The following is a 19,456-nucleotide window of genomic DNA, read 5'->3' on the forward strand; positions in this document are numbered from 1 at the left end:
GGAAGCACAATGATTTATACCATTAATAATTTATTTATTAATACTAATGAAAAATCAAAAACAAAATTACCAGAGCAAATAACTATTAATGGGTGAATACGCTCTAATCGGAATGGTAAAAATGTTGGATTTTTAGATATAAACGATGGTTCTTCTGTTAATAACTTACAAGCAGTTTATAATATGAAACTTGAAAATTGAAAAGCATGTACGAGTCTTACTACTGGAAGTGCTGTTAGTGTTAGTGGTAACTTATTATTAACACCAGGCAAAAGTCAACCCTTTGAATTACAAATAACTAATATTATTATTTATAATGTTGCTGATACTAATTATCCTATTCAAAAAAAAGAACACACTAATGAATTTTTACGTGATAATGCCCATCTCCGTGGTCGTACTAATACCTTTTTAGCAGTGTTTAAAATTCGTGACCAAGTATCATGAGCTATTCATAAATTTTTCCATGAACAAAACTTTGTCTATTTACACAGTCCCATTATTACAGCCAATGATGCTGAAGGAGCAGGTGAAAACTTTATCGTAACAACAATTACTAATAACAAGTATCAAGATGATTTTTTTGGTCAAAAAGCGTCATTAACTGTTAGTGGTCAGTTAAATGCAGAAGCTTATGCCCAATCATTACAAAAAGTATATACTTTTGGTCCTACTTTCCGTGCTGAGAATTCTAATACTTCTCGTCATGCTGCTGAATTTTGAATGATTGAACCGGAATTTACATTTGCCAATTTACAAGATAATATTAAATTAGCCCAACAATTAATTAAAATTGTGATTAACGATGTGCTAGATAATTGTTTACCAGAACTAACTTGATTAGAACAGAAACAAGTAACTAAGGGACAAATATTAATTGAAAAATTAAAAGTTGTTGCTGGTGCAAAATCTGACTTTAAAGTTATTACTTATAGTGAGGTCATTGACTTATTAATTAATGCTCAAACAGCAGGGAAAGAATTTGAGTTTAAAGATATTAAATGAGGAATTGATTTACAATCTGAACATGAAAGATATTTATGTGAAGAAATTACCAAACAACCAACATTTGTTATTAATTATCCACAATCCATTAAAGCATTTTATATGAAATTAAATGCTATGGATATTAACCATCCTGAACAAAAAACAGTAGCTGCTATGGATTTATTAGTACCTGGAATTGGTGAGTTAATTGGTGGTTCAGTTCGTGAAGACAATTATGAACAGTTATTAAGTAATAAGAAACAATTTAAAATAGCAGGTGATGATTTGCAATGATATTTTGATTTACGTAAGTATGGTTATGCTCCTAGTGCTGGTTTTGGTTTAGGACTAGAACGTTTACTAATGTTCATAACTGGAATTAGTAATATTAGAGATGTAATTCCCTTTCCAAGAACACCTAATAATTTATCGTTTTAAAGATTATAATTAGTGGCAAAAAATGAGCAGTTGCTCATTTTTTTTGATAAAATCTGAGGTTATAATTATAGTATTAATACTAAACATGCTTTGGTTCTTATGCAAACCATTGATGAAACTGTTTTATATTTTAATAGTCATTTTACTAAATCAAAAGAATTAAATTATATGCTTTATCATTTATTTAATAATATTACTGATGTTAAAGAAATTGAGGAAATTAAAAGTAATATTGTTAAATTACCAAAAAAAGCTAATTAACCTTATAATTATTAATTAACAAATGGTCCATGAATAATCATGCACCATTTGTTATGTTTTTGTTAATATTGCATTAAGATTAGTAATAACGTTGAATATGACCAATTCGTCTTTGAATCAAACTAAATAAAATATAAATAAAAGTAAAACGTAAGATTTCAATTCCAATTAAAATAAAGAATATTTTTGTAACATTGTTATTAAAGTTAACAATATTGTTTGAATAGTCACCTGGTCGTGATAGGGTAGGGTTAAAGTATAATACTACTAATGTTAATGCAAAAGCTAAGGCAGCAACAATTGCATTTAATGGTACTAATACTACTCCAGCACTAACTTTCTTAATAACATCAGTTTTTAAATTGTTACTTTTATTACGTAATTTAAATAAATAGTAGTAAATGAAATAAAAAGAAATAATAAAGGTAATATTAGCAATATTATCAAAGAAAATTTGTAATGGTGGATGGTCACCATCTAATAATAAATGTAATCATGGTTCAACAATACCAATCACTAATGTGTAGTAGAGACCGATGATGGGAATAGCAAAAGCAATAATTAATGAGTCAAACACTCGTAATGGTAAAATTACCCCCATAAATTGAACAGGAATCTCAATTAATGATGATGCTACTGCTAAACCTAATAAAATTCCAGTTAGAGTGATTTTAAACATTTGCACTTTGGAATTAAAATTTAATTTTTTATTTTTTTTAAATTCGGTTGTTTGGTTTAAATTAATACTATTTTTCATTATAATTGCTCCTTCTAAATACTTATTTATAAAAATTATAAATTAATTTAGGAAAAATGCAAGTTATTTTATTTACAATTCAAAAAAAAATAAAATCTCAAAAATTCAATAAATCAAACTTTTAAGATTGGTTGATAACTTTTTTATATTAAAATTTTATCGGACTTCTCCCCACATGTACTTGTGGAGGAAACAATGAAATTGAATGAGTTCAATAATACTTTTCAAACTGAAAAACAATGTCTTGCATATATAGCAAGTTTGAAACAAAGCAAATGTATTAGGTGTTCTAGTTTTAATTTGAATACTTCTAATTTAAGAAAAATGAGATGTTTGAAATGTCATCAAACATTCAGTATTCTCACGGGCACTATATTTTCAAAGTCACAAACACCTTTAATATCTTTGTTTTATCTCATCTTTAGATGAATAAACACCAAACATGGAATTACATCAACTGATGTTGCAAAAGAATTGGGAGTGACCTTGAAAACAGCTTGAAGAATGGGTCATAAAATCCGAAGTGCCATTGCTAAACAAGAACCTCAATTCATTGTTGAGGGCATAGTGCAAATGGATGAAATGTATCTTTCGCATATGGGTTTAAAAAACAAGGAAGATCCTTGTTGAACAAAACCTTGATTGTTGGTATTTATGAAAAAACAACCAACAATCTGATTGTGAAAGTATTGAAAAACGCAAACAGTAAAAATCTTTTGCAGTTTGCAATAAACCACATTTCTTCAAAGTGTGATGTACATACTGATTCTTGAAAAGGATATCGCGATTTGAAATCGGTTTTCACTAAGCATGAAACAGTTAACCATCAAGATGGCTATGTTTCAAAAACTGGTGTAAATACCAACCAAATTGAGTCAGTATGAAAACATATACGAAGAACATTTAAAACACATATCAAAGTTGCAAAACATCATATTCATTTATATGCAAAAGAAGCTGCATATAAATTCAATAACATACCTAGTTTTGAAACTGTAATGCTATGTTTAATTTAAAAATGTGGGGAGAAGTCCGTAGATAGGCTTTTCTCAGCATTTATGTGATAAAATTTAAAAATAGTACATAAAGGGAGAAAAGACTTAAGAAAAATGAGATGTTTGAAATGTCATCAAACATTCAGTATTCTCACGGGCACTATATTTTCAAAGTCACAAACACCTTTAATATCTTGGTTTTATCTCATCTTTAGATGAATAAACACCAAACATGGAATTCCATCAACTGATGTTGCAAAAGAATTGGGAGTGACCTTGAAAACAGCTTGAAGAATGGGTCATAAAATCCGAAGTGCCATTGCTAAACAAGAACCTCAATTCATTGTTGAGGGCATAGTGCAAATGGATGAAATGTATCTTTCACATATGGTTTTTAAAAAACAAGGAAGATCCTTGTTGAACAAAACCTTGATTGTTGGTATTTATGAAAAAACAACCAACAATCTGATTGTGAAAGTATTGAAAAACGTAAACAGTAAAAATCTTTTGCAGTTTGCAATAAACCACATTTCTTCAAAGTGTGATGTACATACTGATTCTTGAAAAGGATATCGCGATTTGAAATCGGTTTTCACTAAGCATGAAACAGTTAACCATCAAGATGGCTATGTTTCAAAAACTGGTGTAAATACCAACCAAATTGAGTCAGTATGAAAACATATACGAAGAACATTTAAAACACATATCAAAGTTGCAAAACATCATATTCATTTATATGCAAAAGAAGCTGCATATAAATTCAATAACATACCTAGTTTTGAAACTGTAATGCTATGTTTAATTTAAAATGTGGGGAGAAGTCCGTAGATAGGCTTTTCTCAGCATTTATGTGATAAAATTTAAAAATAGTACATAAAGAGAGAAAAGCCTTATTTTTTTCTAAATAATCACAACAAAAAGTCATTTTAAAGAAATGCAGTTATTTATAAAGAATAAAATTTTAATACAAAGTAGTTAAGCAATAATTTAAGCCTTTTCAATTTTAAAATTATTATATTCGTCCATATTAATATGAACACGATTTATCATTCATTTTTCATTAAATTCCATTAAAATTGAACCTATTATTCGATATACACTATCAACTCCATGAAATATGGTAACAACACCTTCTCTTCTTCGAATTTCACGGTTTAGGCGTTCAATGTGATTACTAGTTCTTAATTTTTTATGGTAATACAGTGGAAAGCTTAAAATTGCTAAAGCATCATCAAATCCATTTTCAAGAATTCGTAATGCCGAGTCTAAAAGATGGTAATAATTATCTTTCATTTCTTTAAGAATCATTCTAGCCATTTTAATACTACTAGCGTTGAAAATGGCATTAACATCTCTTTCGACTTTTTCTCTATCCTTTTTAGGTGTTTTATCCAAGATATTACGCATAAAATGTTCTTGACATCTTTGTCATTGCACGCCTTGAAAATGTTTTTGAACTGCTTTAACTAACCCTTTATGGGCATCAGAAACAACTAAATCAAGACCAGTTAAGTTACGTTCTTTCAATGAAGAAAAGAATTCACTTCATGTAGTTTCTGATTCTGAATCACCAACCATCATTCCTAAAATATCTCTATGACCTTGGTCATTTATACCTAGGGCTATAAAAACTGCTTTAGAGATTACTTGATTATTTTCTCGAACCTTAACATGTACTCCATCAATAATTATAAAAGGATAGGAATTTGCGCTTAAATCACGGTTTTTTCATGTGCCTATTCCTTCAGTTAATTCTTTACAAATATTAGAGACAGTAGATTTAGAATAATTAATACCGCACAATTCTCTTGTTATGTTATCAACTTTCCTTGTTGATACACCGTCAATTACCATTTGCATCATGGTAGATAATAATGCTTGTTCTGAACGTTTAAACTTTTCGAAAATTTCAGTTTCAAAAGATTTATTACGATGTCTAGGGACATTTAAATTCAAAATTCCATTTACAGATTTTAAATCACGCTGATAATAACCGTTACGGCAATCTGTTCTTGCTTCATTTCGTTCATAATTATTAGCACCAATTTGATCATCTGATTGATTTTTAAAAGTTTATTAAAAATAATTCAATAAGCCATCTTATGCCTTCATTTTTAGTCTCTTTTGAAAGAAATTTTTTAATTATTTCAGAATCTATTGTAAAATTTAATGGAGTCATATATTTCTCATCCTATATAGTTTTTATTTTCAAACTAATTATATTTGATAAGGAGGGGTATATGGCTCATTTTTTATTACTTTTTTAAATTTACACACAATCTTAGACTTAACCAATAAGAGAAATATGTTTCGCAAACAATTATCTTTTAATAATTAAAATGTTGACCTAAAATTTGAACAGATCGTATTAGCAATAAAAATAATCCTAAAACTAAAGTAAACTTAAATAAATTATATGGTAAAAAGACAATTCACAATTGATTTTTATAATCACCTTGACCATATAAATCTAGAATAAACGCTCAATTAAAAAATACATTAACAAATGACACTAAAATACAAGTAATAATAACTACTGGTAATTCAACTATTAATAATCTCTTTCATCAATTAGTAGGTTCATTTTTTCAATATGGTAATAGCTTAAACAACATATGAAAACTACAATATATTAATATCAAACTAATAGTACTTAACATGTAAGATAATTCACCAACCACGTTACCAGGAACAGTGTGTGGAATAATTAAACGTAATCATGGCATAATAATGCCAATTAATAAACCATATGGTAATTTTAAAACTACTACTGCTAATAAATTAATGGCGCTACCAAAGTCAATAGTTAAGAATCCAAAGAAAGTAGGAATTTCTAATAAACTAATTAATGTAGTTAATGCTAATAAAATGCTAATCATAGTTACTTTGTGAGTTGTTAATTTAAGTGCACTAATAAAATATGTTTTTACTTGTTGAATATGATTTTCATTTTTTAAATTCATAGTTGCTCCTTAAAGGTAATATTTATTTTTAATTATATAGGAAAAAAACGTGTTTCTATTATATAATAGAATTAATTTTAAAAGGAGATGAAAAAATAATGGCAAAAAATAACAATAACATTGTACAAATGGTAGTAGAAATTCCGAAGGGTTCAAGTAATAAATATGAATTTGATTGAAAAACTAAAACAATGATTTTAGATCGTGTTTTATATGGTGCTAACTTCTATCCTGGTGAATATGGTTATATCACTAATACTCTAGATTATGATGGTGATCCCTTAGATATTATTAGTTTAATTACTTATCCAACTTTCCCTGGTTGTTTGGTGGATGTGAGAATTTTAGGAACTATTAAAATGATTGATGGTGGTGAGATTGACACTAAAGTGTTTGGTGTTGTTGCTAGTGATCCTCGTTTTAATGATTTTAAAACTTTAGAGGATGTACCATCACATTTACGTGATGAGATTACAAATTTCTTTTTACAGTACAAAGCATTACAGAAAAAAACGGTTGTTATTGAAGGTTGAGGTAACTTAGAACATGCTATAAAAGAATTACAAGCATGTAAAGACATGTTTTTGAAATATGAAAAGGAAATGTTAGAATTATCTAAAGAGCAATTAGTAGCATTATTAAATAAGAAATAGCATCTTTAGAGAATGTTCAACTTAATGATAATCATCTCATAAAGATTTTATTCAATTTCTAAAAAGATAGTGAATTTTTTTATATTTATCTGATTGAATAATTTATGGCTTTTCTCCCTTTATGTACTATTTTTAAATTTTATCACATAAATGCTGAGAAAAGTCTATCTACGGACTTCTCCCCACATTTTTAAATTAAACATAGCATTACAGTTTCAAAACTAGGTATGTTATTGAATTTATATGCAGCTTCTTTTGCATATAAATGAATATGATGTTTTGCAACTTTGATATGTGTTTTAAATGTTCTTCGTATATGTTTTCATACTGACTCAATTTGGTTGGTATTTACACCAGTTTTTGAAACATAGCCATCTTGATGGTTAACTGTTTCATGCTTAGTGAAAACCGATTTCAAATCGCGATATCCTTTTCAAGAATCAGTATGTACATCACACTTTGAAGAAATGTGGTTTATTGCAAACTGCAAAAGATTTTTACTGTTTGCGTTTTTCAATACTTTCACAATCAGATTGTTGGTTGTTTTTTCATAAATACCAATAATCAAGGTTTTGTTCAACAAGGATCTTCCTTGTTTTTTAAACCCATATGTGAAAGATACATTTCATCCATTTGCACTATGCCCCTCAACAATGAATTGAGGTTCTTGTTTAGCAATGGCACTTCGGATTTTATGACCCATTCTTCAAGCTGTTTTCAAGGTCACTCCCAATTCTTTTGCAACATCAGTTGATGGAATTCCATGTTTGGTGTTTATTCATCTAAAGATGAGATAAAACCAAGATATTAAAGGTGTTTGTGACTTTGAAAATATAGTGCCCGTGAGAATACTGAATGTTTGATGACATTTCAAACATCTCATTTTTCTTAAATTAGAAGTATTCAAATTAAAACTAGAACACCTAATACATTTGCTTTGTTTCAAACTTGCTATATATGCAAGACATTGTTTTTCAGTTTGAAAAGTATTATTGAACTCATTCAATTTCATTGTTTCCTCCACAAGTACATGTGGGGAGAAGTCCGTAATTTATTTTGGAGTACCACACAAAAGTAAAACTAATTTATTAAGACCATTTATTGTTACAAACATTATTAACAATCATCTCTATGGTATACCTTTAACATCTTTTCGTAGTGACCGTTACAAATCTAATAAAGGAGATGTAATATTAAAAACAAATTACTTAGGTCAACAATCAATCATTAAATCCTACCAATTAATCACTATGAAACAAGACCATTTTAAAAATAAAATTAGTATTGTTGAACCAGAGATTACTAATGATATTAACAAAAAGATAGATACCAATATTTATCAATACTTATCTATGAAAAATGTTAATTCAATTATGCGTGAATATTTAATTGAACGACAAAATCAAAACCATGAAAGTTTGGAACCAGAAATTAATGTTCTAAAAATTGATTTATTAAACACTAAATTTCAATTACAACTTCTACAAAAAGATAAATAATTACTTTTAAAAGTAGCTAATGAAAAAATTACTAATTTAGAACAAAAAATAAAATCCTTAGAAAACAAGCAATCTATTACTAAAGAAATATTTTAAGAAAATATGATTATAGAGGGCATTACATTTAATTTTATAATTCAAATTATATAAAATCAAGACTATTATCTTTGTTTGTTAAATATTTATCCCAAATACGTTATCTTATCAGCGATGATTTCCGTATAGTAGAAATCATTAGCTTTATTAGCAAAGGTTTGAATTCGCCCCTTAATTCCGATAATAGCATTCTTTTTAAGCAATGTTTTTAGTTCATCAGTATTAGCAACTCATGTTTTGATGGCAACAAAGTCAATTTCGAATTGATTTTGGCGATTTTTAAATGGTCTTTCTACTGCTAATACAAATTTTGTTCATTTGCTGGGAATTTGGTCTCTGGTTGGCACCATTTCTGGTTCATTCATGAGTTTTCCCACTAGTATGACATTATTTATCATCGTAACACCTCCTGTCCTTAATTGATTATAAGGTGGAAAATGTTGGATATTAAAAAGTTATTTAGTGTAAGAATATAAATTTACGATTATATTTATTTTAACTTTATAGAGTTATCGGATTTGGTAAATTCTTTTTGTACATTATATAATACATGCCAGGTAATAAAATACCACCACCAATAAAGTTACCAAATAAAGTTGGCAATTGATTTTGATAGCCAAATTGTAAAAATTGACTAAATGATACATTATGACCATAAAGATTAAAAATTGGACCTAAGAATCAAACATAAGAATTAGCAACAACATGAGAAAATCCAGATAAAGCAAACACCATAATTACTAAACTAATTAATAAAAATTTAGCTGTTGATGATTTAGTAGAGTGAGCAATATAAACAGAACCAGCAACTAAAAAATTACATATAATACCACTAAAAAATGTTTGTCACCAAGGCATTTCTAACTTGTGATTAAAAACCGAGATAGCATTGTTTAAAAAATCTTTATCATCACAAAAACCTGAAAGAGCAGTAAAACCAGAAATAATACCGCAACCAACAAAATTGCCTATTAAAACAATTAGTAAATTAAGTAATAATCTGTTAACTTTTACTTGCTTTTTGACAGCACCTAAAAACATCATAGAATTAGCAGTAAATAGTTCACCACCCATAAAAATAATCATCGTAATGGCAATTGTAAACACCATTCCAAAAACTAAATTTTTTATTCCAACCGGTATACTAGATGTTCAACCTCTAGTTGCATATATCGCACCAATATAGCCAATTCCAATAAACAATCCAGCTGCTAAACCCATTAAAAATGTTTTTAGTAGTGGGCTAGTTGCTTTTTTAAAGCATATTTATAGACTTCAATAAAGGTTTCGATATTGGTTAATGTTTCTGCGTTATCTGTGCTGTCAGATTGGTTTTTTACAACCATTAAATTTTTCTGCTTTCTTTTTTATAAAATTTTCTTATTTTATTTTATTTCAAACATCATCAACAGTAGATTTTACTATTTGACATGATTTAGCAAATTTTTCTCGTTCTTCTTTATTTAAAGGTAAAGTAACGATTCTGTCTCAACCATGTTAGTTAATGACAGCAGGAACACCATTATAGAACCCTGTTTCACCATACTCTCCTTGTAAATAAGCACCAATCATTAAAATTTTATTTTGACCGTTGATGATAGTTTTTACTATTAAGGCTAACGATACTCCAATGCCATAATGAGAACTTTTTTTTAATTTAATAATTTGATAGGCTCTATCAACAGTTTGCTGATGAATATTATCTAGTTCTTTGCTAGTGACTTTACCCTCTTTAATATATTCACTCATACTTTTCCCCATAATAGAACTACAACTTCATGGTACCATTGATGAATCACCATGTTCTCCCATTACATAAGCAGAAATTGATGTAGGATTAACATCAAGTTTTGTACTAATTAAATAGCGTAAACGACTACTATCTAACAATGTCCCAGAACTTAATATTTTATGTACATCAAACCCAGTTATTTTTTGGTATATAGCAGTTATAATATCGACTGGATTTGAAGCTATGATAGTAATGCCTTTAAATCCAGTTTTTTTAATTTCTAAAGCGATTTTTTTGATAATCAGAGCATTATCAACTACCATGTCAATCCTTGTTTCATTTGGTTTTTGTGGTCTTCCAGCAGTAATAACAATAATATCTGCGTCCTTACAGTCTTTGTAATCTCCTGCTTTGATTGAAACAAAAGTTTCACTTAGTAATGCTTGACAATCAGAAAGATCTAAAGCGTTACCTTCAGCACTATCTTTAAAAATATCAATTAATACATATTCTTGAGCTAAACCTTGGTTAATGGCAGAATAGATAAAACTAGTTCCAACTGCTCCACATCCTACTAAGACAATTTTACGAATTTTCATAATGTTTCCTCCTTTCGCTTGTTATACATACATTTTTTAATAATAAAACTTGGCTTTTCTCCCTTTATGTACTATTTTTAAATTTTATCACATAAATGCTGAGAAAAGCCTATCTACGGACTTCTCCCCACATTTTTAAATTAAACATAGCATTACAGTTTCAAAACTAGGTATGTTATTGAATTTATATGCAGCTTCTTTTGCATATAAATGAATATGATGTTTTGCAACTTTGATATGTGTTTTAAATGTTCTTCGTATATGTTTTCATACTGACTCAATTTGGTTGGTATTTACACCAGTTTTTGAAACATAGCCATCTTGATGGTTAACTGTTTCATGCTTAGTGAAAACCGATTTCAAATCGCGATATCCTTTTCAAGAATCAGTATGTACATCACACTTTGAAGAAATGTGGTTTATTGCAAACTGCAAAAGATTTTTACTGTTTGCGTTTTTCAATACTTTCACAATCAGATTGTTGGTTGTTTTTTCATAAATACCAACAATCAAGGTTTTGTTCAACAAGGATCTTCCTTGTTTTTTAAAACCCATATGTGAAAGATACATTTCATCCATTTGCACTATGCCCTCAACAATGAATTGAGGTTCTTGTTTAGCAATGGCACTTCGGATTTTATGACCCATTCTTCAAGCTGTTTTCAAGGTCACTCCCAATTCTTTTGCAACATCAGTTGATGGAATTCCATGTTTGGTGTTTATTCATCTAAAGATGAGATAAAACCAAGATATTAAAGGTGTTTGTGACTTTGAAAATATAGTGCCCGTGATAATACTGAATGTTTGATGACATTTCAAACATCTCATTTTTATTAAATTAGAAGTATTCAAATTAAAACTAGAACACCTAATACATTTGCTTTGTTTCAAACTTGCTATATATGCAAGACATTGTTTTTCAGTTTGAAAAGTATTATTGAACTCATTCAATTTCATTGTTTCCTCCACAAGTACATGCGGGGAGAAGTCCGTAAAACTTTTTATCTCTTTATAATATGCAAATAAAGTTTTACTACATAAACGGAGATAAAAACCAACTCAGAAAATTAGACTTTTTTGTTTTTATCTAATATTATTTATATGTATAAATTTATTCTAAAACTTTTTTCAAAATAAAAACGAAAAAATGTTTTATTTGCCAGAAATTCATGGTTTATCAATTATATAAGTGTTACTATATATAAAAAGTCAAGAATATTACCATATTTTTCGTTTAGACTACTTATCATGATTAACTTTAGCATTCATAATTATTTTTGTGTTAGGAAAATCTCTTTTACAATGACGATCCATAAAATTATAAAAAGTAGCACCCATTTTCATTTTGATATTAATACAATAGTTAGTAACATCAGTTCCAGAACCTAAAGGAATGTCATAATCAGAAAAAGTTCTAATTTTATCAATCTCTTCTAAAAATAAATAACGACTAATAATGGTACTACACATAACAGCTAAATATTTACTTTCAGCTGTGTTAATAAATTCTACTTTATCTTTAATAACTTTATTTTTGTTAGCAACCATATTATTGATATTGTCATAATATCTTTTTTCATTAGTATATTGGTTAATAATGATACGATCATATGGTGCTTTGTGTTGTAACATTCTTACTAGTGCTTGATTTTGCCCCCAAGTTTTAATAATATCGTGGCTATAACCAGCATCTGTTCATTGGTTGTATTTGCGGTTATTAATAATTACTGATTCAAAAATAATTGTTTTCATAATATCAAATGCTAATTCTTTAAACTTATCTTTTGGTAAATTTTTATAATTTTCAATATTAAATAATCGTAATTTCTCTAAATTGCTAGAACCAATGTAAGAACTAACTACTACGATTGGCCCAAAGTAATTATCAAGACCAAATTCATCATTACCAATTACTGGTCAATTATGTGTATCAAAGTTTTTTAAATAATCGCGATATTGAGCGATTATGTCTTCACGTGGTCCTTGAAATATAACTTTATCTTTAAAAAATTCAATAGTTATATCATGAAACTTAAAAAGGCTTTCACTTTTATTTTTTTCATTACTAACTTCGAAACCCTGATAGTGTTTTTTAATTAATGATTTCTGTTCTTCGTTTAAATAAAATGTCATTAATATACCACCATCTTTAAAATATTTGTGTTTTTTTAATTTTAATATCACACATTCTATACTATTAATTATATAATAAAATCAAAGATTTTATTAGATAAGCCCTTAATTTTATTTTAGGAGTTAGTAATGTATAGTGTAGGAATAGATATTGTTGAAATAACAAGAGTAAAGAATCACTTAGAATTTGTTAAACGAATTTTAAGTCCAGAAGAAATAAAACTTTATCATGAACAATCATCAATGCGCCAACAAGAATTTCTTGCTGGACGATGAGCATTAAAAGAAGCAATCTTTAAAGCACTACCCCAAGAAAAATTAATATTTCATAATATTAATATTAGTTACAATGAGTGACAACAACCAGAAGTAGTAATTAAAGATTATAAGTTACTTTTATCATTATCACACAATCAAACTAGTGCGATTGCGATTGCGATTGTTATATAGTATAAGTAAGTTAAAAAGATAATTATAATAATATTATGAAGGCTAATGTTATTATTAATGTAGTAAAGAAAATTATATAAAATTTTAAATTAAAAGGAGTAGTAGCGAATAAATATGTATATGATTGATTTAATTACCAAAAAAAAATTGGGACAAAGTTTAACTGCTGAAGAATTTAAATTTTTAGTACCTGGAATTGCTAATGGTACGATCCCTGATTATCAAATTAGTGCTTGAGCCATGGCTGTTTATTTTCAAGGCATGTCTAATGAGGAAGTAGTAGCTTATACGAAAGCTGTGATTGAAAATGGTGAAGCTATGGATTTATCACAAATTACTGGCTTTACTATTGATAAACATTCAACAGGTGGTGTTGGTGATAAAACTAGTTTAGTATTTGGACCAATCACTGCTGCATTAGGTTTAAAAGTCGCTAAAATTTCAGGACGTGGGTTAGGAATTACTGGTGGAACAATTGATAAGTTAGAAATTATTCCCAAGTTTAAATGTGATTTGGCCATTAAAGATTTTATTAAAGTCGTAAATAAAGTGGGAATGAGCATTATTAGCCAAACGGGTAATTTAGTGCCTGCTGATAAAAAAATGTATGCACTACGTGATGTGACAGGAACAGTTGATTCTTTTCCCTTAATTGCTGCTAGTGTTATGTCAAAAAAAATTGCCATGGGTGCTGATTTAATTTTATTAGATATTAAATGTGGAAAAGGTGCGTTTGTTGCTGATGTTAAAAATGCCCGTAAACTAGCACAACTGATGGTTCATATTGGTAAGTCATTTAATAAAACCGTTTATGCAATTATTAGTGACATGAATAAACCATTGGGTAAAGCCATTGGTAATGCGTTAGAATTACAAGAAGTACTATTGAGTTTACAAAATCAAGGACCAGAAGATTTAAAAATTTTAGTTAATAATTTAGTGGGTTTAGCATTGCTGGGTGCTAAGAAAGTTGCTAGTTTAGAGCAAGGAATTAAACAATCAGAACTAATGTTTGCCAATGAACAACCATTAAAAATCTTTTATGAATTTGTAAAAGCACAAGGTGGAGATGTTAATTATTTAAAAAATATTAATAATTTGCCTCCAACAAAACATATTATTAATATTACTGCTAATAAAAGTGGTTACTTAGATTTTATTAATAACTATGCATTAGGTGAATTATCAGTAATTTTAGGAGCAGGAAGAACTACTAAAGCTGATATTATTGATCCTATGGCAGGTATTTATTTAAAACAAGTGCATGGTCAAAAAGTAGAAAAGGGTAGTGTGATTATGGAGTTACATACAAATAAATCAGAAACATTACATGATAGTTTTAAGCAGTTAGCAAGTACTACATTTGCGGTTTATGATATTCAAAAAGATATTAAACCAATTATTTTAGAAATTATAATGTAATTTAAAATAAAATCATTTATAATAATGTAGTATTTTATAAAAAATGATTTATTATATGAGGAGTGCTGGTTGTGAAATCATTATTAAAATTATTTGGAGCAATTGCTCTAACGACAACTCCAGTTGTAACAGTTGTAGCCTGTGGTACTGAAGATACTAATATTAGTCCAAGAGATATTCAAAATTCGGCTTTAGCTTTAATGAGTGATAGTGAATTTAACATGACAGATTTAGGAATTGGTGCTACTGCTGATTTACTAGGTTTGAAAGATAAGAACTTTAAAACATTTTCATCGGAAATCCAAGGCAAGATTAGTACTATTCTTGCTAATGAGCTTAAAAAAAGTACTAATGAACATCCAACAGAATGATATTATGATGATGCTTCAGTAGTAGTAGATAATGGGAGTGTTGCTGGAGATGCTACTTTTCAATTACCTATGTATGTTGATGGTACCCATCCAACATTTAATGGTATCGTTAATGGTCATTTAAATGTAAACGTAAGTGTAACATATAAAAATTTACCTCCAATTTCTAAAAATATTAAATTAACGTTTAATAATAACACAACTACGGCTTCAGACAAAACTAGTGCTATGAAAGATTTTATTGAGTATAAAATTAAAACTTCTAATGATTTTCCACCTGTTGTTGTAGCAACATTGCCTAGTAAGGATTCTACAGATAATAGATTAACTGCTAGTCAGAATCTTAATAATTCAATTGTTCCACATTTAAGAACAGCAATTAAAAATTTAATTCAATATCAAGATGTAACAGTTAATATTATGCCCTATTATGATGCAACCCCAGTAAGTACTTCATTCTTTACAATAAAAACCCCAACTGTAGTTGCTAATAAATTACAATTTTCTGGTACTCTTAAAAACATTACTATTAGTTTTAATATTGGTGATGCAAATAGTAATTTTAAAATAGAAGATGATAAAATTACAGTTATACAAACTCAAACTAATGCTGCCAATCAAGTTAGTGGTGCTTTCTATAATCAATCACAATTTGCTGGTACTTTACCAGGACCAAATGATAAAGTTACAGATTTTACTGGTTTAAAAGACAAAATATTAGATGCTGCAGTGGACAGTATTGGTAAATCATATCAAGATATAGTAAAAACTGATATTAGTATTACTAATGAAGCAATTGCCGCATTTACTTCTACTGATAATTATACTGGTTACTTTATATTAAACTTTAATGTTAAGCATAGTTATAGTGGTACAGAATTTACTGTTGATGCCCAAAATATTAAGGTTATTGTGTCTGTGAAACAATAATTCTTAATGGCTTTTCTCCCTTTATGTACTATTTTTAATTTATCACATAAATGCTGAGAAAAGCCTATCTACGGACTTCTCCCCACATTTTTAAATTAAACATAGCATTACAGTTTCAAAACTAGGTATGTTATTGAATTTATATGCAGCTTCTTTTGCATATAAATGAATATGATGTTTTGCAACTTTGATATGTGTTTTAAATGTTCTTCGTATATGTTTTCATACTGACTCAATTTGGTTGGTATTTACACCAGTTTTTGAAACATAGCCATCTTGATGGTTAATTGCAAACTGCAAAAGATTTTTACTGTTTGCGTTTTTCAATACTTTCACAATCAGATTGTTGGTTGTTTTTTCATAAATACCAACAATCAAGGTTTTGTTCAACAAGGATCTTTCTTGTTTTTTAAACCCATATGTGAAAGATACATTTCATCCATTTGCACTATGCCCTCAACAATGAATTGAGGTTCTTGTTTAGCAATGGCACTTCGGATTTTATGACCCATTCTTCAAGCTGTTTTCAAGGTCACTCCCAATTCTTTTGCAACATCAGTTGATGGAATTACATGTTTGGTGTTTATTCATCTAAAGATGAGATAAAACCAAGATATTAAAGGTGTTTGTGACTTTGAAAATATAGTGCCCGTGAGAATACTGAATGTTTGATGACATTTCAAACATCTCATTTTTCTTAAATTAGAAGTATTCAAATTAAAACTATAACACCTAATACATTTGCTTTGTTTCAAACTTGCTATATATGCAAGACATTGTTTTTCAGTTTGAAAAGTATTATTGAACTCATTCAATTTCATTGTTTCCTCCACAAGTACATGTGGGGAGAAGTCCGTTCTTAATTTATAATTGTAAACCTTTATTAATCAAACCCATTTTCTTATTTATCAAGAAAGTGGGTTTTACATTGATTAAACATTATGAATGCCATTATTATTTAATATATAATTAATATATAAAATATACTTAAAATTTAAGGACTACTATATGCTACAGCCTGTAATTACTATTCATGATTTTCAAGGTCCCATCGACTTGTTACTTCATTTAATTAAAGAAAAAAATGTTGATATTTTAAATTTAGATTTAAATAATGTAATTACCCAATATGTAACTTTCATTAATCAACAGTTACCCCACAATATTGATTTAGTGAGCGAATATTTGCCCATTGCTGCTTATTTACTAGAATTACAATCAAAACAACTATTGCCCTCCCCTGAAGTAATAATAGATAGTGATTATGAAAATGAACTAAATCGTCAAAAATTAATTACCCGCTTACTAGAATACAAAAAATTTAAAGAAATTAGCAATTATTTTAAACAACAAGCTGTAAATAGAACACAATTGCTAACAAAATTACCAACTGATATTAAATCCTATCTTTCTACAGATATTGTCCCTACTTTAGTAAAAAGTAATGTTAATAAATTAACCCAAGCCATGCTTAATTTATTTACCCGTTTACAAAGTGAAAATAAATTACCAGTTAACTTAGCACTAAACTTAATTTCCACTGAAGACCGTACCCAAGAAATTAAAAAACTACTAAAAAGTCATCCCCAAACCTACTTTACATTAGAACAACTTTTTTTTACTAAAACATTAACTCTCCATTATTTTATTATTACATTTATTGCCATTTTAGACTTAGCTAGTCATCAGTACTTACATTTAGTACAAACCACAATATTTTCCGAAATTACCGTAATTTACCGAGGTGAAAATCATGAATAAACTTAATTGAAAACCTAATGAAAGGTTAGCAGTATTACAAGGATTACTTTTTATTGCTGGTAATGATGGTCTTGACATAGCAACCCTTGCATCACATTTAGCATTAGAAAAAAAAACTGCAGTAGTTTTAAAATTAATTGCTGAACTAGAAACGAAATTAAATCTTGATGAAAGTTGTGGCTTAATGGTTATAAAAATGGGAAATATTTATAAACTAACGACCAAACCCCAACATCACGAACGTTATCAAAGCTTAAATCATCAACCATTGTTACGTTTATCACCTGCTGCCTTAGAAACATTAGCAATAGTTGCTTATAAGCATCCAGTAACCAAGCCACAAATTGAAAATATTAGAGGTGTTAACTGTGATGCCATTATTTTTAAATTAAAAAGTTTAAATTTAATTGCTGAAATCGGACGTAGCGATTTACCAGGAAAACCGATTTTATATGATTTAACCGATGAATTTATGGACCATTTTAATATTGAATCGTTAGAACAATTGCCTGCCCTACCGCAATTCAATCACCAAGATGATGAAGAAATTTATAACTTTACCAATGACTAATAGTTCTGAACGTTTACAAAAAGTAATAGCTGCTGCTGGTATTTGTTCACGCAGAAAAGCTGAGTTGTTAATTACTAATGGGCAAGTAGTTGTTAATGAACAAGTTATTACTACATTAGGATTTAAAGTAAATCCCCAAGATATTATTAAGGTTAATGGGCAAGTCATTAATCAATCACAGCACATTTACATTGCATTCTATAAACCTCCTAATTGTTTATCAACTGTTAGTGACCCTAAGAATCGTGCTACGGTGATGGACTATTTTCGTAATATTACAACACGAATTTACCCTATTGGTCGTTTGGATTTTGATACATCAGGTTTATTATTAATGACTAATGATGGTGAATTTACTAACGCTATTATTCATCCTCGCTATAAAGTTGATAAAATTTATCAAGTATTAGCGCAAGGTATATTACCTGCTAATGCCATTAGACAATTGGAAGTAGGTGTAGTATTAGATAGTGCGTTTACGTCATCACCTGCCACTGTTGACATCATTAGAACTGATATTCGTAAACAAACAACTTTGTTGCATTTAACAATTCATGAAGGTCAAAATCAACAAGTCAAACGAATGATGAAATCGGTTGGAAGTCGGGTTGTGCAATTAAAGCGTTTACAAGTAGGTAATATTACTTTAAAAGGATTAACGATGGGTAAATATCGCTATTTACAACCAGAAGAAGTACAACTTTTGTTACAATTAAGTCAGGAAGGATAAATATTTGTTATTTTTTTTAAAAAATAACTTTTTTTAACATTTAGCGTTATAATACTATTAAAGCACAAAAAAATATTGGTTATATACCTAGTTAGTAACAGCAGTTAC

The 19,456-nt window shown here is 28.5% G+C and carries 24 protein-coding genes and 1 pseudogene; 14 read left to right on the forward strand and 11 right to left on the reverse strand.

The genetic code is table 4. The features are described 5' to 3' along the window. Nucleotides 1-9 precede the first annotated feature (9 nt). Both asnS and ACFEL4_RS06550 read left to right on the forward strand, forming a co-directional pair. On the forward strand, nt 10-1,425 hold the full coding sequence (gene asnS / locus ACFEL4_RS06545) for an asparagine--tRNA ligase (RefSeq protein ID WP_375317093.1): 1,416 nt from the start codon (nt 10-12) through the stop codon (nt 1,423-1,425). Nucleotides 1,426-1,437: 12 nt separating this feature from the next. Further along, complete coding sequence (locus tag ACFEL4_RS06550; protein ID WP_375317094.1) at nt 1,438-1,686, forward strand: hypothetical protein; 249 nt, start codon at nt 1,438-1,440, stop codon at nt 1,684-1,686. A 79-nt stretch (nt 1,687-1,765) separates the two neighbouring features. On the opposite strand, the gene ACFEL4_RS06555 is transcribed toward ACFEL4_RS06550, so the two are convergent. Next, on the reverse strand, nt 1,766-2,443 hold the full coding sequence (locus ACFEL4_RS06555; protein WP_375317095.1) for a hypothetical protein: 678 nt from the start codon (nt 2,441-2,443) through the stop codon (nt 1,766-1,768). Between the two features lie 195 nt (nt 2,444-2,638). On the opposite strand from ACFEL4_RS06555, the gene ACFEL4_RS06560 reads away from it, so the two are divergent. From ACFEL4_RS06560 to ACFEL4_RS06570, 3 genes are all read left to right on the forward strand, one after another. Continuing rightward, nucleotides 2,639-3,175 carry a hypothetical protein gene (locus tag ACFEL4_RS06560; RefSeq protein WP_375317096.1) on the forward strand — a complete coding sequence of 179 codons (537 nt, stop codon included), beginning with the start codon at nt 2,639-2,641 and terminating at the stop codon, nt 3,173-3,175. Further along, complete coding sequence (locus tag ACFEL4_RS06565) at nt 3,070-3,459, forward strand: IS1595 family transposase (RefSeq protein ID WP_375316929.1); 390 nt, start codon at nt 3,070-3,072, stop codon at nt 3,457-3,459. The genes ACFEL4_RS06560 and ACFEL4_RS06565 overlap by 106 nt, the downstream gene beginning before the upstream one ends. A gap of 93 nt (nt 3,460-3,552) precedes the next feature. Continuing rightward, the gene (locus ACFEL4_RS06570; protein ID WP_375317097.1) at nt 3,553-4,245 is read left to right on the forward strand and encodes an IS1595 family transposase; all 693 of its coding nucleotides are present in this window, start codon (nt 3,553-3,555) and stop codon (nt 4,243-4,245) included. On the opposite strand, the gene ACFEL4_RS06575 is transcribed toward ACFEL4_RS06570, so the two are convergent. From ACFEL4_RS06575 to ACFEL4_RS06585, 3 genes are all read right to left on the reverse strand, one after another. Then, nucleotides 4,211-4,363 (reverse strand): hypothetical protein, encoded by a 153-nt coding sequence (locus ACFEL4_RS06575; RefSeq protein ID WP_375317098.1) that lies wholly within the window; start codon nt 4,361-4,363, stop codon nt 4,211-4,213. The genes ACFEL4_RS06570 and ACFEL4_RS06575 overlap by 35 nt on opposite strands. 62 nt (nt 4,364-4,425) lie before the next feature. Continuing rightward, entirely contained in the window at nt 4,426-5,484 is a 1,059-nt protein-coding gene (locus ACFEL4_RS06580; protein WP_375318372.1) for an IS256 family transposase, read from the reverse strand. Nucleotides 5,485-5,765: 281 nt separating this feature from the next. Continuing rightward, nucleotides 5,766-6,401, reverse strand: a complete 636-nt coding sequence (locus ACFEL4_RS06585; RefSeq protein ID WP_375317099.1) for an ECF transporter S component — start codon at nt 6,399-6,401, stop codon at nt 5,766-5,768. 98 nt (nt 6,402-6,499) lie between these two features. Between ACFEL4_RS06585 and ACFEL4_RS06590 the strand changes: the two genes are divergently transcribed. Continuing rightward, a complete protein-coding gene (locus tag ACFEL4_RS06590) occupies nt 6,500-7,054 on the forward strand; it encodes an inorganic diphosphatase (protein ID WP_375317100.1) in 555 nt (184 codons plus the stop codon). A 190-nt stretch (nt 7,055-7,244) separates the two neighbouring features. On the opposite strand, the gene ACFEL4_RS06595 is transcribed toward ACFEL4_RS06590, so the two are convergent. Then, nucleotides 7,245-8,066: an IS1595 family transposase gene (locus ACFEL4_RS06595; protein WP_375317101.1), complete on the reverse strand. Its 822-nt coding sequence runs from the start codon at nt 8,064-8,066 to the stop codon at nt 7,245-7,247. On the opposite strand from ACFEL4_RS06595, the gene ACFEL4_RS06600 reads away from it, so the two are divergent. Continuing rightward, nucleotides 8,047-8,553 carry a hypothetical protein gene (locus ACFEL4_RS06600; RefSeq protein WP_375317102.1) on the forward strand — a complete coding sequence of 169 codons (507 nt, stop codon included), beginning with the start codon at nt 8,047-8,049 and terminating at the stop codon, nt 8,551-8,553. The two genes, ACFEL4_RS06595 and ACFEL4_RS06600, sit on opposite strands and share 20 nt — an antisense overlap. A gap of 182 nt (nt 8,554-8,735) precedes the next feature. Here the strand turns inward: ACFEL4_RS06600 and ACFEL4_RS06605 are convergent, their stop codons facing one another. The 5 genes and pseudogenes from ACFEL4_RS06605 to ACFEL4_RS06625 form a co-directional block, all read right to left on the reverse strand. Further along, nucleotides 8,736-9,047 (reverse strand): single-stranded DNA-binding protein, encoded by a 312-nt coding sequence (locus tag ACFEL4_RS06605; protein WP_308149770.1) that lies wholly within the window; start codon nt 9,045-9,047, stop codon nt 8,736-8,738. Nucleotides 9,048-9,150: 103 nt separating this feature from the next. After that, the gene (locus ACFEL4_RS06610) at nt 9,151-9,870 is read right to left on the reverse strand and encodes a formate/nitrite transporter family protein (RefSeq protein ID WP_375317103.1); all 720 of its coding nucleotides are present in this window, start codon (nt 9,868-9,870) and stop codon (nt 9,151-9,153) included. A gap of 159 nt (nt 9,871-10,029) precedes the next feature. Next, nucleotides 10,030-10,980, reverse strand: a pseudogene (locus ACFEL4_RS06615) (L-lactate dehydrogenase). A gap of 135 nt (nt 10,981-11,115) precedes the next feature. Continuing rightward, nucleotides 11,116-11,937 carry an IS1595 family transposase gene (locus tag ACFEL4_RS06620; RefSeq protein ID WP_375317104.1) on the reverse strand — a complete coding sequence of 274 codons (822 nt, stop codon included), beginning with the start codon at nt 11,935-11,937 and terminating at the stop codon, nt 11,116-11,118. 282 nt (nt 11,938-12,219) lie between these two features. Then, nucleotides 12,220-13,113 (reverse strand): hypothetical protein, encoded by an 894-nt coding sequence (locus ACFEL4_RS06625; protein ID WP_375317105.1) that lies wholly within the window; start codon nt 13,111-13,113, stop codon nt 12,220-12,222. A gap of 129 nt (nt 13,114-13,242) precedes the next feature. Between ACFEL4_RS06625 and acpS the strand changes: the two genes are divergently transcribed. The 3 genes from acpS to ACFEL4_RS06640 all read left to right on the forward strand — a co-directional run bounded on the left by acpS (nt 13,243) and on the right by ACFEL4_RS06640 (nt 16,286). Next, nucleotides 13,243-13,563, forward strand: coding sequence for a holo-ACP synthase (gene acpS, locus ACFEL4_RS06630; protein WP_308149774.1), 321 nt, complete (start codon nt 13,243-13,245; stop codon nt 13,561-13,563). 120 nt (nt 13,564-13,683) lie between these two features. Next, on the forward strand, nt 13,684-14,985 hold the full coding sequence (locus ACFEL4_RS06635; protein WP_375317106.1) for a thymidine phosphorylase: 1,302 nt from the start codon (nt 13,684-13,686) through the stop codon (nt 14,983-14,985). 71 nt (nt 14,986-15,056) lie between these two features. Next, a complete protein-coding gene (locus ACFEL4_RS06640) occupies nt 15,057-16,286 on the forward strand; it encodes a hypothetical protein (protein WP_375317107.1) in 1,230 nt (409 codons plus the stop codon). 248 nt (nt 16,287-16,534) lie between these two features. Here the strand turns inward: ACFEL4_RS06640 and ACFEL4_RS06645 are convergent, their stop codons facing one another. Next, nucleotides 16,535-17,107 (reverse strand): hypothetical protein, encoded by a 573-nt coding sequence (locus ACFEL4_RS06645; RefSeq protein WP_375317108.1) that lies wholly within the window; start codon nt 17,105-17,107, stop codon nt 16,535-16,537. Here ACFEL4_RS06645 and ACFEL4_RS06650 point away from each other — a divergent pair. The 4 genes from ACFEL4_RS06650 to ACFEL4_RS06665 all read left to right on the forward strand — a co-directional run bounded on the left by ACFEL4_RS06650 (nt 17,107) and on the right by ACFEL4_RS06665 (nt 19,348). Then, nucleotides 17,107-17,259, forward strand: coding sequence for a hypothetical protein (locus ACFEL4_RS06650; RefSeq protein ID WP_375317109.1), 153 nt, complete (start codon nt 17,107-17,109; stop codon nt 17,257-17,259). The two genes, ACFEL4_RS06645 and ACFEL4_RS06650, sit on opposite strands and share 1 nt — an antisense overlap. 83 nt (nt 17,260-17,342) lie before the next feature. Continuing rightward, nucleotides 17,343-18,047, forward strand: a complete 705-nt coding sequence (locus tag ACFEL4_RS06655) for a segregation/condensation protein A (protein WP_375317110.1) — start codon at nt 17,343-17,345, stop codon at nt 18,045-18,047. Then, on the forward strand, nt 18,040-18,618 hold the full coding sequence (gene scpB, locus ACFEL4_RS06660; RefSeq protein ID WP_375317111.1) for an SMC-Scp complex subunit ScpB: 579 nt from the start codon (nt 18,040-18,042) through the stop codon (nt 18,616-18,618). The genes ACFEL4_RS06655 and scpB overlap by 8 nt, the downstream gene beginning before the upstream one ends. Then, a complete protein-coding gene (locus ACFEL4_RS06665; protein WP_375317112.1) occupies nt 18,611-19,348 on the forward strand; it encodes a pseudouridine synthase in 738 nt (245 codons plus the stop codon). Before scpB ends, ACFEL4_RS06665 begins: the two co-directional genes overlap by 8 nt. The last annotated feature ends 108 nt before the right edge of the window (nt 19,349-19,456 follow it).

This window comes from Spiroplasma endosymbiont of Virgichneumon dumeticola, assembly GCF_964264745.1.
GTDB lineage: Bacteria > Bacillota_I > Bacilli_A > Mycoplasmatales > VBWQ01 > Spiroplasma_E.